At 64.3% G+C, this 13,959-nt stretch carries 9 protein-coding genes and 1 pseudogene; 8 read left to right on the top strand and 2 right to left on the bottom strand.

What is annotated here, in order from left to right:
- Positions 1-738: 738 nt before the first annotated feature.
- Positions 739-1,956, top strand: coding sequence for an MFS transporter (locus tag MJ956_RS14915; RefSeq protein WP_253965233.1), 1,218 nt, complete (start codon positions 739-741; stop codon positions 1,954-1,956).
- Between the two features lie 79 nt (positions 1,957-2,035).
- Positions 2,036-3,409, top strand: coding sequence for a glutamate--tRNA ligase (locus tag MJ956_RS14910; protein ID WP_253965232.1), 1,374 nt, complete (start codon positions 2,036-2,038; stop codon positions 3,407-3,409).
- Positions 3,410-3,436: 27 nt separating this feature from the next.
- On the opposite strand, the gene MJ956_RS14905 is transcribed toward MJ956_RS14910, so the two are convergent.
- Positions 3,437-5,743 carry an NADP-dependent malic enzyme gene (locus MJ956_RS14905; protein ID WP_253965231.1) on the bottom strand — a complete coding sequence of 769 codons (2,307 nt, stop codon included), beginning with the start codon at positions 5,741-5,743 and terminating at the stop codon, positions 3,437-3,439.
- A 219-nt stretch (positions 5,744-5,962) separates the two neighbouring features.
- On the opposite strand from MJ956_RS14905, the pseudogene MJ956_RS14900 reads away from it, so the two are divergent.
- Positions 5,963-6,756: pseudogene (locus tag MJ956_RS14900) on the top strand (UDP-2,3-diacylglucosamine diphosphatase).
- 1 nt (position 6,757) lies between these two features.
- Positions 6,758-7,795 carry a glycosyltransferase family 4 protein gene (locus MJ956_RS14895; protein ID WP_253965230.1) on the top strand — a complete coding sequence of 346 codons (1,038 nt, stop codon included), beginning with the start codon at positions 6,758-6,760 and terminating at the stop codon, positions 7,793-7,795.
- A 33-nt stretch (positions 7,796-7,828) separates the two neighbouring features.
- Here MJ956_RS14895 and dgcA read toward each other — a convergent pair whose 3' ends face one another.
- Complete coding sequence (gene dgcA, locus MJ956_RS14890; protein ID WP_253965229.1) at positions 7,829-8,809, bottom strand: N-acetyl-D-Glu racemase DgcA; 981 nt, start codon at positions 8,807-8,809, stop codon at positions 7,829-7,831.
- Positions 8,810-8,996: 187 nt separating this feature from the next.
- Between dgcA and MJ956_RS14885 the strand changes: the two genes are divergently transcribed.
- From MJ956_RS14885 to MJ956_RS14870, 4 genes are all read left to right on the top strand, one after another.
- The gene (locus tag MJ956_RS14885; protein WP_253965228.1) at positions 8,997-10,184 is read left to right on the top strand and encodes an ABC transporter permease; all 1,188 of its coding nucleotides are present in this window, start codon (positions 8,997-8,999) and stop codon (positions 10,182-10,184) included.
- 1 nt (position 10,185) lies between these two features.
- Positions 10,186-11,010 carry an ABC transporter ATP-binding protein gene (locus MJ956_RS14880; RefSeq protein ID WP_423724890.1) on the top strand — a complete coding sequence of 275 codons (825 nt, stop codon included), beginning with the start codon at positions 10,186-10,188 and terminating at the stop codon, positions 11,008-11,010.
- On the top strand, positions 11,010-13,247 hold the full coding sequence (locus MJ956_RS14875; RefSeq protein ID WP_253965226.1) for an MlaD family protein: 2,238 nt from the start codon (positions 11,010-11,012) through the stop codon (positions 13,245-13,247). Before MJ956_RS14880 ends, MJ956_RS14875 begins: the two co-directional genes overlap by 1 nt.
- A gap of 91 nt (positions 13,248-13,338) precedes the next feature.
- Entirely contained in the window at positions 13,339-13,926 is a 588-nt protein-coding gene (locus MJ956_RS14870) for an ABC-type transport auxiliary lipoprotein family protein (protein WP_253965225.1), read from the top strand.
- Positions 13,927-13,959: the final 33 nt, after the last annotated feature.

Here is a 13,959-nt window from a genome sequence, read left to right as displayed (position 1 = left end):
TCCGGCAGTTCGCCGCCGCGCATGTTCACCTGCAGCGAGGGGATGATCAGATCCGGCATGGCGAGCGTCGCGTCACGGTCTCGCGAATAGGCGGCGCGGGGCATTCGCATCGATCGCGGCGTATCTGATAGCTCGGGCGGGCCGTTCGCGGGTATGAACCGACCCGGTCGCCAAGGCCGCGCGCCGATCTTGCCCGGCTTCGAGGGTTGCTCGCATCGCGGATCGATCTTTCGGATCATCGGCTTCGCCTCACCGGACGCACAGTCGCAGCGCGAAATCGCCGAGACATTGATTTGGGTCAATGAGGGCGGCTCTCGCCCGGACGCGCGTCACGTCAAGCGCGGGGGTGCGCGGGAGCCGGACGCCCCGCGAGAAGCTAGGCCGTCATCCGTCGGGACGGTCGAGCCAAGACCGCCCTTGCCGAGTATTTGATGAGGTCGGCACGCTGATGGAGCTTGGCGCCGCGGTGACGTCCGCGACGATGGACGGGATCAGTAGGGAAACAGCGGCCGTGTTCGATGCGGCAATCGGTCGCTCGCCGGCAAAGCCGATCTTCTCGCGCAGCGACGCTCGGGCTTTTCCAGGAGCCCGTGCAAGGCCTACCATGGCCGGTCATCGTCAGATCCTTCAATCCAGATCGGACGTCGCAACCCGAGCCTAGCCCTCGCAACGGCGATATGTAAGGGGGAAGGGATCGTCGCGGCGCGAGCCGCACCGCCCAGGCCGACCGGACACTCCATGACCTTCTTCTCGTTCATCGGCCGCAATGGGCGTTGGCTCGGTGGCGCCTTCCTGTGCACGCTGTTTTCGAGTTACGGGCAGACATTTTACATCGCCCTGTCAAGCGGCGGCATCCGGGATGAATTCGAACTCAGTCATGGCCAGTTCGGCTGGCTGTATATGGCGGCCACGTTGACCAGCGCGGCGCTTATTCCCTTCGTCGGGCGGTCGATCGACTCGGTTCGAATCGAACGCTACGCACTGTTCGTGGTCGCTGGCCTGGCCGTATCGATGGTGCTGGTGGCCTCGGCGCCGAGTGTCGTCTTCCTGTTCGCCGCCATCGCCGGTATCCGCCTGTTCGGCCAGGGCCTCATGGGGCATACCGCGATGACGGCGGTCGGCCGCTGGTTTTCGGCGGATCGCGGCAAGGCGGTCTCGATCGCCGCGCTAGGGCATCAAATCGGCGAGGGCGTCATGCCGGTCAGCTTCGTAGCGATCACCGCCCTGGTTGGATGGCGTGGGGGATGGCTCGTCAACGCCCTCTTTCTTGGGCTGATCGTCCTGCCGGCAGTTTATTTTCTCATGCGCGTACCGCGAACGCCAAGCCCGGTCGAGATCGAAGGCCGCGTTTCCAGCCGTCAGTGGACCCGTCGTGAAGCGCTGCGTGACCCCGTCTTCTGGCTGCTGCTCACTGGTATTCTCGCGCCACCTTTCATCGGCACGACCGTATTTTTTCATCAGGTCTATCTGACCGAGCTGCGGGGTTGGTCGCTCAGCCAATTCGCGGGCGCGACGCCGGTGCTTTCGATCTTCGCGGTTCTCGCGACTGTCGCATCGGGGCATCTGATCGACCGTTTTGGTTCCGCCGCGCTTCTTCCCGTCATGCTGGCATTCGTCGCCGCCGCCAATCTCGCGATTGGCTTGGGTGATTCAGCGTCGATGGTCCTCGTCTACATGGCTTGCATGGGGATATCGTTCGGCTTGTACGCCTCGGCGTTCGGCGCGATCTGGCCGGAGCTGTACGGCGTTGCTCATCTGGGCGCGATCAAGGCCGTGGTCACGGCGATGATGGTGTTTTCGACCGCACTCGGACCGGGCGTCAGCGGCTGGTTGATCGATGCCGGACTGGCCTTCCCGGATATGATCGTGGCGATGGGCGCATATGCCGCCGCGGCCTCGCTGTTGATGGTCGTGCTGACCGCGGCAGTGCGTCGGCGCCTCGGCCGCGTGGACTGACGGTCGGTAGGGCAGCACGACCGAATGGCCGCCGGCTTCGCCGATTGCCAGCGGCGTCCGGGTTCAGTAGGGCAGAGCCATGACCGTCATCGTTCGTTTCGCCCCGTCGCCCACCGGCCACCTCCATATCGGCAATCTGCGCACCGCGCTGTTCAACTGGCTGTTTGCAGCGAACCAGGGCGGTCGTTTCGTCCTGCGCTTCGACGACACCGACACGGAGCGGTCGCGCCGCGAATTCGCCGACATGATCGAGACCGATCTCGCCTGGATCGGCATTGGGCCGCATGCGGTCATCCACCAGTCCGAACGGCTCGACCATTATGCCGCCGCGGCCGAACGGCTGAAGCAGGCCGGACTTCTCTATCCCTGCTACGAGACACCGGACGAGCTGGATCGCAAGCGCAAGCGGCTGGCGGCACGCAATCTGCCGCCGGTCTATGGCCGCGAGGCGTTGCGGTTGTCCGAGGCGGAAAAGCAGGCGTTCGAGGCGGAGGGGCGCCGTGCCCACTGGCGCTTCCTGCTCCCGAATTTCACATCCGACCCGCACAGCCCGCAGCGCACCGAAATCCACTGGGACGATCTCATCCGCGGTCCGCAGACGGTCGATCTCGGCTCGCTGTCCGACCCCGTGCTCATGCGCGCCGACGGCAGCTATCTCTACACGCTTCCATCGATCGTCGACGACGGGGAGACGGGAGTCACCCACGTCATTCGCGGCGACGATCACGTCACCAACACCGGCGTCCAGATCGTCCTCTTCCGTGCATTGGGGCTCGACGCGCCGGTTTTCGGCCACCATAATCTGCTGACCGCGATCGGCGGAGAAGGACTGTCGAAACGCACCGGAGCCCTGTCGCTGAAATCGCTGCGCGAATCCGGCTACGAGCCGATGGCCGTCGCCTCGCTGGCGGTTCTGGTCGGACTGTCCGGTTCCATCGAGGCGATGCCGGATCTCGGCGCCTTGGCCGAACGGCTGCGCTTCGATGACGTCTCCCCATCCGCCTCAAAATTCGATCCCGCCGAACTCGACCGGCTGAACGGCGAGATCGTCCACGCGCTGCCTTACGCGGCGGTCGCCGGGCGGCTCGCTGCCATGGGCGTGCCCGAGGATCGGGGCGGCATGTTCTGGCAGGCCGTGCGCGGCAATTGCGTAAAGGTGGCCGATGCCGGCGGATGGGTGCCAGTCGTCTTCGGCGATTTGCCGGACAAGCCGGCCCTGTCCGGTGACGAACGGGCCTTCGTCGAAGCCGCAGGGGAGCTTTTGCCGGAGGGCGACTTCGGCCCCGAGACCTGGCGCGAATGGACGGGCAAGGTGAAGCAGGCGACAGGGCGCAAGGGCAAGCCGCTGTTCATGCCGTTGCGGCTGGCGCTCACCGGCCTGGACCATGGGCCGGAACTGGCTGCGCTGCTGCCGCTGATCGGCCGGGAAAGAACCATCGCCCGCCTCTCCTGATTGGTTTCCCGTTCGCGGGCGCTGCTCTCAGCCGCCCCGTTGCACGGCTTCGGCCGTAGCGATTGCCGCCATGTTGACGATACCGCGCGAGGTGACGGACGGTGTCAGGACATGGGCGGGCGAGGCGGCGCCGAGCAGGATCGGCCCGACATGCAGAGAATCGGTCATCGTCTTCACGACGTTGAGGGTGATGTTCGCCGCGTCGAGACTGGGGAAGATCAGGAGGTTGGCTTCGCCCTTCAGGATCGAGTCGGGCATGATGCGCTGACGCGTCGCCTCGCTGAGTGCCGCGTCGCCGTGCATTTCCCCGTCGACTTCGGTGTCCGGCGCCAGCCGGCGCAAGATCGCAACGGCCTCGCGCATTTTCCGTGTCGAGGCGGTATCGTCCGAGCCGAAATTCGAATGCGAAACGAGCGCCCCCTTGGGATCGATTCCGAAGCGGCGGATTTCGGCCGCCGCGAGCATCGTCATTTCCGCCAGCTCCTCCGCTGACGGATCGCGCTGGACATAGGTATCGACGAAGAACTTGGTGCCCGTCTGCGAGATGAGGATGCTCATTGCCGCAAATTTCCTGACGCCTTCGACGGCGCCGAGAACCTGACTGATGTCGCGGACGTGGTGCGGAAACCGGCCTTCGAGCCCGCAGATCAGCGCATCGGCTTCGCCGCGTGAGACGGCGATCGCTCCGATCACGGTCGTATTGGTGCGCACGATGGTGCGGGCGCTATCGGGATTGACGCCCTTGCGACCGACCTTGGCGAAATAATGATCGACATAGTCGCGGTAGCGCGGATCGTCTTCCGGGTTGACCACCTCGAAATCCTCCCCCGGCCGGATGCGCAGCCCGTGGCGCTCAAGGCGCGATGCGATCACGCTCGGCCGTCCGATCAGGATCGGCGCGCAGAGCTTTTCCTCGAGCAGAACCTGCGCGGCACGCAGCACCCGCTCGTCCTCGCCGTCGGAAAAGATCACCCGCTTGCCCGAATCCCTGGCGATCCGGAAGATCGGCTTCATGATCAGGCCGGAGCGGAAGACGAAGCGGTTCAGCCGGTCGATATAGGCCGGCATATCCACGATGGGCCGCGTGGCGACGCCATCGGCCTCCGCGGCCTTGGCCACGGCGGGAGCGATTTTCAGGATCAGCCGGGGATCGAAGGGCGCCGGGATCAGATAATCGGCGCCGAACACCGGAGTTTCGGAGCCATAGGCTTTGGCCGCAACCTCCGAAACCTCTTCGCGCGCCAGCGAAGCGATCGCGTCGACGGCGGCGGTCTTCATGCCTTCGGTGATGGCGGTCGCCCCGCAGTCGAGCGCGCCGCGGAAGATGTAGGGGAAGCAGAGAACGTTGTTGACCTGATTGGGAAAATCCGACCGTCCGGTACAGATCATCGCGTCGGGCCGGACTTCTCTGGCAAGGTCCGGCATGATCTCCGGCGTCGGATTGGCCAGCGCCATGATCATCGGCTTGGCGGCCATTGCCTTCAGGTAGTCCGGCTTGAGCACGCCGCCGGCCGATAGGCCGAGGAAGACGTCGGCGCCCTCGATGACTTCTTCCAGCGTGCGTTTGTCGGTTTTCTTGGCGTAGACCGCCATCCAGCGGTCCATGCGCTTTTCGCGCCCCTCGTAGACGACGCCCTCGATGTCGGTGCAGGTGATGTTCTCGCGCTTGGCGCCGAGTTCGACCAAGAGATTGAGGCAGGCAATCCCCGCGGCACCGGCACCGGAGGTGACGATCCTGGCGTCTTCCAGTTTCTTGCCGGCGAGCATCAAACCGTTACGGATCGCGGCGGCGACGATGATCGCCGTACCGTGCTGGTCGTCGTGAAAGACCGGGATGGCCATGCGCTCGCGCAGCCGCGCCTCGACCTCGAAGCACTCGGGTGACTTGATGTCTTCCAGATTGATGCCGCCGAAGGTCGGCTCCAGCGCCGCGACGACATCGCAGATATGGTCGATTTCCCTGGCGTCGATCTCGATGTCGAAGACATCGATGTCGGCGAATTTCTTGAACAGAACCGCCTTGCCTTCCATCACCGGCTTGGAGGCGAGGGGGCCGATATCGCCCAGCCCGAGGACGGCGGTGCCGTTGGAGACTACGGCGACGAGGTTCGCGCGGCTGGTATAGACGGCGGCGAGCGAGGGATCGCGCTCGATTTCGCGGCAGGGCGCGGCGACCCCTGGCGAATAGGCGAGAGCGAGATCGCGCTGGTTGCCGAGCGGTTTCGTCGCCTGGATCGCCAGTTTTCCGTGCTTGGGATAGCGATGATAGAACAGCGCCTGCTCGTCGAGGTCCCCGGTCGTCGACCGTTCGCCGCCGGATTCGGTTTCTGACATGCTTGCGTTCCCCCTCGGCCACCCGATCGTTCCCACGGCGGGCGGTCGCCTCGCCCGACGCTTCTTCTAACCGATCTCGCAAACCCCGCAACCAGTTGGTGGCCGGCTTATGGTGCCTGCCGCACCGGATGGCGGGCACCGTCACATGGATGCAATCAGAATCGGTCATCCCCGATGCAGGCAACCGGGGGTATCTCACGCATGCACGGGACGGAAACGATGCACCAACTGACCACGACGCGTCATTTTCGGACGCTGTTTCTATCGGATGTCCATCTGGGTTCGAAAGCGGCCCAGGCCGAGATGCTGGTCGACTTCCTCAAGATCCACGACGCGGAAAAGATCTATCTCGTCGGCGACATCTTCGACGGATGGCGCCTGAAGCGCTCCTGGCATTGGCCGCAGTCGCGTAACGACGTCGTGCAGAAACTTCTGCGCAAGGCGCGCAAGGGCGCGGCGATCGTCTACATCCCCGGCAATCACGACGAGGCGGCATCGAGGTCAAGCTGACCGACACGCATGTGATGGCCGATGGGCGCCGGTTTCTGGTGATCCATGGCGACGAGTTCGATGTCGTGGTCCGCAACGCACGTCTTTTCGCCTATCTCGGCGACTGGGCCTACGACGCCGCGATCGCCGTCAATGTCGGATTCAACGTCGTTCGCCGCAAGCTGGGATTTCCCTATTGGTCCATCTCGTCATGGGCGAAGCTGAAGGTGAAGAACGCCGTCAACTTCATCGGCGCCTTCGAGAGCGCGCTTGCCGAGGAGGCAAAGCGGAACGGCTGCGACGGCGTCATCTGCGGACATATTCACCACGCGCAGATGGTCCGGCGCGGCAACATCGAATACGTCAATACGGGCGACTGGGTGGAAAGCTGCACGGCCCTCGCCGAGCACCACGACGGCTCTCTCGAACTGATCCGCTGGAGCGAAACCGCCGCCGAGGAATTGCCTGTGGAGTCCCCTGTCGATGCGCGTGCGGCGGCACGCCGCTTGGTGGAGGCTGCCTGAGATGCGCCGAATTCTGATCGCGACGGATGCCTGGCATCCGCAAGTGAACGGCGTGGTGCGCACGCTTTCCAACCTCGTCGACCAGCTCCGCGAGCGCGGAATCGAAGTCCGCGTCGTCACTCCGCTCGACTTTCGCACCATTGCCTGTCCGACCTATCCGGAAATTCGGCTGGCGGTTGCCACCGCTGAGCGTTTGGCCGGAACGATTCGTGACTTCGATCCGACGGCGATCCATATCGCGACGGAGGGTCCAATCGGACTTGCCACGCGGCGAGCTGCACGCCGCCTCGACCGGCCGTTCACGACCAGTTTTCACACCCGTTTCCCGGAGTATCTACGCCAGCGGGCGCCTGTCCCAGAGGCGCTGACCTATGCCTGGCTTCGTCGGTTTCACGCTCCGGCTGTGGCCTGCCTCGTGCCCACGCAATCAATGCGCCGCAATCTGGCCGAGCGCGGATTTACGAACCTCGTTACCTGGACGCGGGGCGTCGATCGGCGGCTGTTCCGTCCTGTCGAGCCGATTGCGCTCGATTTGCCGAAGCCGGTCTTCCTGACAGTGTCGCGTGTCGCGCCGGAGAAGAACCTCTCGGCGTTCCTGGATCTCGATTTGCCAGGTTCCAAACTGGTGGTTGGCGACGGGCCGATGCTGGGCGATTTGATGCGCCGTTACCCGGACGTGCATTTCGCCGGAACGCAGACGGGCGATGTCCTGGCCCGCTATTATGCCGCCGCCGACGTCTTCGTTTTTCCATCGATGACCGACACCTTCGGGATCGTCCTCGTCGAGGCGTTGGCCTGCGGGATTCCGCTCGCCGCCTTTCCGGAGCCGGGACCGCTCGACGTGATCGGATCGTCGAAGGCCGGACACATATCCGCTGATCTGCGGGAAGCCTGTCTTGCCGCGTTGTCGCTTGATCCTCGGGACGCGCTGGATCGCTCACGAGCCTATAGCTGGGATGCCTGCGCGGATATTTTCCTGAACGCGACCTCGCAAGCGCCCGAACTCTCGTTGGAGCAGACGTTTCGCCTTGCGGTCTGAGCCGGAAAGGATAACCCGCGGCCCCGATTATCGTTATCCCCACAGCGCCGGGCGGGGCGGCGAGACGGTCGAGCGCGAATAGGTAAGGCCGCCCGGGCGATCCTTGGCTAGCAGCAACGGCCCATCGAGATCCACGAATTCGGCGGCCTGCGCCAGCAGAACCGCCGGCGCCATCGCCAACGACGTCCCGACCATGCAGCCGACCATCACGCCGAAGCCGAGGCTGTGGGCCTGTTCGACCAGGCGGATTGCCTCGGTCAGCCCCCCGGTCTTGTCGAGCTTGACGTTGACGTAGTCATAGCGTCCCCGCAGCGATTGAAGATCGTCCGCGGTATGGACCGACTCGTCGGCGCAGATCGGCACGGGGTGCGGGATGTCGGCCAGGATGCCGTCCTTGCCGGCGGGAAGCGGTTGTTCGATCAGCACCGCTCCGGCGGCGGCGGCGACCAGCATGTGCTCGCGAATGTTCGTATCGCTCCAGCCTTCATTGGCGTCGAGAATCAGCCGGGCGTCGCGCGCCGCCGCGTGAACGGCCCGGATCCGCACAGCGTCGGAGTTCGTGCCGACCTTGATCTTCAAAAGCGGCCGATTTGCCGCTCTCGCGGCGGCGGCCATGTCGCCGGGCTCTCCCAGCCCGATCGTATAGGCGGTTTCGATCGGTCGCGGCGTTTGGCCGCAGACGAGACTCGCGACGGTACGGCCGTTGGGTTTCGCTTCGAGGTCCCAAAGCGCGCAGTCGAGCGCGTTGCGGGCCGCGCCGGTCGGCAAAAGAGATGCGAGGCGGTCGCGGGAGCCGCCCGCCTCGATCGCCGTCCGCGCGGTTTCGATCTGCTCGCGTACGCTGTCGATGCTCTCGCCGTAGCGCTGATACGGCACGCATTCGCCGCGGCCTCGGCCGTATTCGTCGGCGATCTCGCAGGTAACGACGACCGCCTCGCTCTTCGATCCGCGCGCGATGCGGAACTCCCGTGCCAACGGGAAGCGTTCGACTGTGACCGAAAGACGACGCGGCATCGGCAAATTCCCCTGGCGGCCGCCGACGGGGCGGTCATTTCATGACAAGTCGTGAATAGACGCTTAATGTTAAGACACTGTAGGGAATCGCGCGAACGCTGCACCGAAACCGGACGACAGCGTAGCGGCGGACAGGTTCCGTGCGCCCGATCAGGGTCGCTTCCGAGGAAGGTCACGACGGATACCAATGCTTGAAGCTTCCGCGGCACAGTCGACCGGTGCGTCCGGTCGGCGGCGCACCCTTCAGCCTTCTCTCGAAGGCGAGAAACGGGATGGCGCGCTCGTGCTTCGCGCGTCCGGCGACTGGCTGGCGCGAACCGTCGGTTCTCTCGAAGCGACGGTCGCTGAGACGGCCGGCGCGGACCTTGGCCGCCGCGTGGTCGTCGATTGCGCAGGGGTCGAGCGGATCGACACGGCCGGCGCCTTCGTCCTGGAGAGAATGACCCGGGACATCGCCGCGAGCGATCGCGATGTGCGGATCGAGGGAGTCGAGGCGCGTGACGAAGCGCTTTTCGCCGCTGTGCGCCAGGCGATGGATCGCGAGCGCCCGGAACCGGCGAAGCGGCGTGCCAATCGCCTGGTGGAAGTGCTTGCCGCGACCGGGCGTGGCGCCATCGCCATGAAGGATGAGATCGTCTTCGCTCTCAATATCATCGGCGGATCGATCTTCGGTGCCAGCCGTCGCCTGACCGGCAAGACCCAGTTCCGACCCGCGGCGATCTTCAATCAGTGGGATCAGATGGGCGTAAAGGCGGTGCCGATCATCGTCCTGATGAGCTTTCTCATTGGCGGTATCATCGCCCAGCAGGGAGCCTTCCAGCTTCGCCGCTTCGGCGGCGAGCTCTACGCCGTGAATCTGGCGGGCATCCTCGTGCTACGCGAGATCGGCGTGCTGCTCACCGCCATCATGATCGCCGGTCGGTCGGGCAGTGCGATCACCGCCGAGATCGGCTCGATGAAGATGCGGGAAGAAGTCGACGCGCTGCACGTCATCGGCCTCAATCCGATCAGCGTCCTGATCTTCCCGCGTCTGGTGTCGCTGACGATCGCGCTGCCGCTACTGACATTTGTTTCCAATTTCGCTGCTTTGCTCGGCGCGATGCTCACGCTGCAGCTTTATTCCGGGATCAGTTTCGCCAACTTCCTGCAGGGGCTGCAGCAATCCATCGACCTCTTCACGATTTTCGCTGGCGTGATCAAAGCGCCCTTCATGGCGATCATCATCGGCCTCGTCGCTTCGGCCGAAGGCCTGAAGGTCGGCGGCAGCGCTGAAAGCCTCGGCCTGCACGTGACCGCCGCGGTCGTCAAATCCATTTTCCTCGTCATTCTCCTGGATGGCATCTTTGCGATCTTCTATGCGTCCATCGGCCTCTGACATGTCCCTGACCAATGGCCGCGGGGCGGCAGACGATGAGATCATCATTCGTGCCCGCGACGTGACGGTTCGTTTCGGCGAGAAGACGATTCTGGAAGATCTGTCGCTTGATGTTCGCCGGGGAGAGATCCTTGGTTTCGTTGGACCGTCTGGCTCGGGAAAGTCGGTGCTGCTGCGCACGATCCTCGGCCTCAATCAGAAGCAGAGCGGCACCATCGAGATTTTCGGGATCGACTATGAGACGGCGAGCGACGCGGAACGGCTTGCGGTGGAGCGCCGCTGGGGAGTCCTGTTCCAGCATGGCGCGCTGTTCTCCTCGCTGACGGTCCTGGAGAATATCGAGGTGCCGATGCGCGAGTATCTCGATCTGTCGCCCGCGTTGATGCACGAACTCGCGCGCCTGAAGATCGACCTCGTCGGGCTCGCTCCCGACGCCGCCGACAAATTTCCCTCCGAACTGTCGGGGGGGATGATCAAGCGCGCCGCGCTCGCCCGCGCGCTGGCGCTCGATCCGGACATCGTCTTCCTGGACGAGCCGACCTCGGGTCTCGACCCGATCGGCGCCGCCGATTTCGATCAGCTGATCATGACCCTGCGCGATACGCTCGGCCTCAGCGTCTACATGGTGACCCACGACCTCGACAGCCTGTTTCAGGCGTGCGATCGCATCGCCGTACTCGGCGATCGCAAGGTGCTTGTCGAAGGGCCGTTGTCGAGGATGCTCGATTTCGACCATCCGTGGGTGAATTCTTACTTCCATGGCAAGAGGGCGCGCACCATCGCAGCACCGGATCACGTCGCCAGTCTCGTCGAGGGAGCCAGGTAATGGAAACCAAAGCCAACTACGTTCGCGTCGGTATCTTCACCCTTATCGTTCTCGCGCTGTCCTTCGGCTTCGTCTACTGGTCGGTGTTTTCGTCGTCGGGGGATTCCCGCGTGCCGCTGCTGGTTCGGATCGAAGGGTCGGTCACCGGGCTTCAGGAGGGTAGCCAGGTCTTGTTCAACGGACTGCCGGTGGGCAGCGTCAAGGCGCTGCGCATCGACCCGAACAATCCGCGTGTGGTGATCGCGACGACCGAGGTCGATCCGACTCTGCCGGTCAAGCAATCGACGGAAGCCAACATCGGCTTCCAGGGCCTCACAGGTTTCGCCTTCATCGAGCTCAAGGGCGGCGTGGCCGAGGAGCCCGGGCTCCTTCAGCAGGCTATCGAACAGGGCACCGTGCCCATCATCAAAGCCAACCCATCCGACGTGACGGACATCCTGGCGACAGCTCGCGACATCGCGGAGCGGGCGAACAACATCCTCGGCCAGTTCGAAGGGCTGGTCGACGACGTCGGCCCCGCGGTGGAATCGACCGCGGACGACATTGCCAAGACGGCCAAGAATGTCGAGGTATTCACCGCCAGCCTTGCCGAGAACTCCGACGATATCGACAATTTTCTGAAGAGCCTGAGTGATCTTTCCACGACCGCGAACACGGTCGCGGAGGGATTGCCGGGCGCGATCTCGCAGGTGCGTGAGATCCTCGCGGCGGTCGACCCGACGGCGGTCAGCACCGTGGTCGACAACGTCGCGGCGGTGTCGGACAATCTGCGCGCGCAATCGGAGAACATCGGCAGCGTCGTCGATTCCGTCCAGGCCGCCGCCGACAGCGTCGGCTCGGTCGGCGAAGCAATAAGCCGCAATACCGACGGGATCGATCGCTTCCTGACCAATCTCGGCCCGATTTCGGACACGGCGGCGCAGGTCGCTGAAAAGCTGGACACCACGCTCCAGTCGGCCAACACGGTCATCGCCGCGGTCGATCCGAAGCAGATCGCGACGACGCTCGACGGCATCACCTCGGCCGCGACCAATGTCTCGTCGCTGGCCGAAACGATCGGCGCCCGGAAGGAGGCGATCGACACGGCGATTACCGGGGCGTCCAATGCCGCCCGCAACGTCGAGCGCATCACCACGACCATCGCCGAGCGGAGCGAGGATGTCGACAAATTCATTGCCAATCTCGGGCCGATCTCCGAGACCGCGACGCGCGTCGCGGAACGGCTGGACGCGACGCTGGAGTCGGCGAACGGCGTGATCGCGGCGGTCGATCCCAAGCAGGTCGCGACGACGCTCGACGGTATCACTTCGGCCGCGACCAACGTTTCCTCGCTGGCCGAAAGCATCGGCACGCAGAAGGAAGCCATCAATTCGGCGATCTCCGGCGCGGCGAAGGCGGCGCAGAACGTCAACCGGATCACCACGACGATCGCTCAGCGCAGCGGCGACATCGACCGATTCATCGGCAGTCTCGGTACGATTTCAGACGATGTCAGCCAAGCCAGCGCGCGGTTGAACGAGGCGGTGACATCCGCCAATGAACTGGTCGCCTCGATCGACTCCACCACCGTCAATCAGGCGATCGGCGACGTTCGCACGATCACCTCGGCCCTGAGCGGCAAGACCGAGGAGATTCAGTCGATCATCGACGGTGTCGACAAGACGGTGCGGACGTTGGACACCACACTTACCGGCTTCACCGAAACCCGCACCCAGGTCGACACGCTGATCGCCAGCATTGACCCCGGCAAGGTCAACCGCGCCGTGGAGAACGTCTCGGCCGCGACGGACAATGTCGCGCGGGCGGCCGATTCGATCGCGGGCGTCGTCAACTCGGTGGGCGAGCGCAAGGACGACATCAACGACATCATCACCAATGTGGAATTGACCTCCGAGCGGCTGCGCACCGCCTCCGAGCGGGTCGACAGCCTGATCAATTCGGTCAACGATACGCTCAAGGGCGCCGATGACGGCACCGGTCTCGGCAGCGACATCGCCACGACGCTGCGCGCTATCCGGGAGACAGCTTTGTCGATCCGATCGCAGGTCGAGCCGATCTCCGCGAATCTGCAGCGCTTCTCTGGGCAGGGCTTACGGGAATTCCAGACGCTCGTGCGCGACGTGACCCGGTCGGTCAACCGGATCGAAGGCGCCGTGAACGATTTTTCGAACAATCCGAGCCGGCTGATCTACGGCGGCGACGACGTCAAGCAGTTCGACGGCCGCACGCGCCGGTAGAATGCCGAGCGAAACGACGGCGTCGTTGACAGCTTTGGTTGTGGATGCGAGCAACCGCGCTTATGGGCAGCGGACGGGGAACAGGAGAATCATGCGGGCAATGTTCAAACCGGTGCTGATCGCTCTTCTGACGCTCGGGCTGTCGGCCTGCGTGACCTCCGTCCCCCCGGACACCTTCGAAATATCCGCGCCGCCGCTCGTGCCGAACGTCGCCGGAAGAACACGAGCCCAGATCCTGATTCCGGAGCCGACGGCGATCAAGACGCTCGACAGCGAGAAGATCGTCGTCAAGCCGACGCCCTATTCGGTCGAGTATCTGGCCAACAGCCAGTGGAGCGACCGGCTACCGCGCATGGTGCAGCTCCGGCTGCTACAGGCGTTCGAGAACAGTGGTCGTGTGGGCGCCGTGGGCGTGCCGGGGCAGGGGCTTGCGATCGACTATCAACTGGTCATGGAAGTGCGGAAGTTCGAGATCAACGCGGCCAACGCGGCCCGGGCGACCATCGAGATTTCGGTAAAGGCGTTGAACGACCGGAACGGCAGTGTGGTCCGCACGCGGGTATTCGGCACGGAAGTGCCGGTGGCGGGCACCGCGAATGTCGACTACGTGGCCGCGCTTGATAGGGCATTCGACAGGATATCAAGCGAGATCGTCAGCTGGACCCTGGCGCTGATCTGAGGATGATCGCCCGATGCTCTGACCGGAACGAGG

Source organism: Aurantimonas marianensis (genome assembly GCF_024195285.1).
Lineage (GTDB): Bacteria > Pseudomonadota > Alphaproteobacteria > Rhizobiales > Rhizobiaceae > Aurantimonas > Aurantimonas marianensis.
This window is presented reverse-complemented; position numbering and strand designations above follow the sequence as displayed.

Excerpts from the sequence above, each read along its gene's own strand:
- dgcA (WP_253965229.1), bottom strand. The coding sequence starts at position 8,809 with ATGCCGCGTCGTCTTTCGGTCACAGTCGAACGCTTCCCGTTGGCACGG.
- MJ956_RS14880 (WP_423724890.1), top strand. The coding sequence starts at position 10,186 with ATGTCCCTGACCAATGGCCGCGGGGCGGCAGACGATGAGATCATCATT.
- MJ956_RS14875 (WP_253965226.1), top strand. The coding sequence starts at position 11,010 with ATGGAAACCAAAGCCAACTACGTTCGCGTCGGTATCTTCACCCTTATC.
- MJ956_RS14885 (WP_253965228.1), top strand. The coding sequence starts at position 8,997 with ATGCTTGAAGCTTCCGCGGCACAGTCGACCGGTGCGTCCGGTCGGCGG.
- MJ956_RS14895 (WP_253965230.1), top strand. The coding sequence starts at position 6,758 with ATGCGCCGAATTCTGATCGCGACGGATGCCTGGCATCCGCAAGTGAAC.
- MJ956_RS14910 (WP_253965232.1), top strand. The coding sequence starts at position 2,036 with ATGACCGTCATCGTTCGTTTCGCCCCGTCGCCCACCGGCCACCTCCAT.
- MJ956_RS14870 (WP_253965225.1), top strand. The coding sequence starts at position 13,339 with ATGCGGGCAATGTTCAAACCGGTGCTGATCGCTCTTCTGACGCTCGGG.
- MJ956_RS14915 (WP_253965233.1), top strand. The coding sequence starts at position 739 with ATGACCTTCTTCTCGTTCATCGGCCGCAATGGGCGTTGGCTCGGTGGC.
- MJ956_RS14905 (WP_253965231.1), bottom strand. The coding sequence starts at position 5,743 with ATGTCAGAAACCGAATCCGGCGGCGAACGGTCGACGACCGGGGACCTC.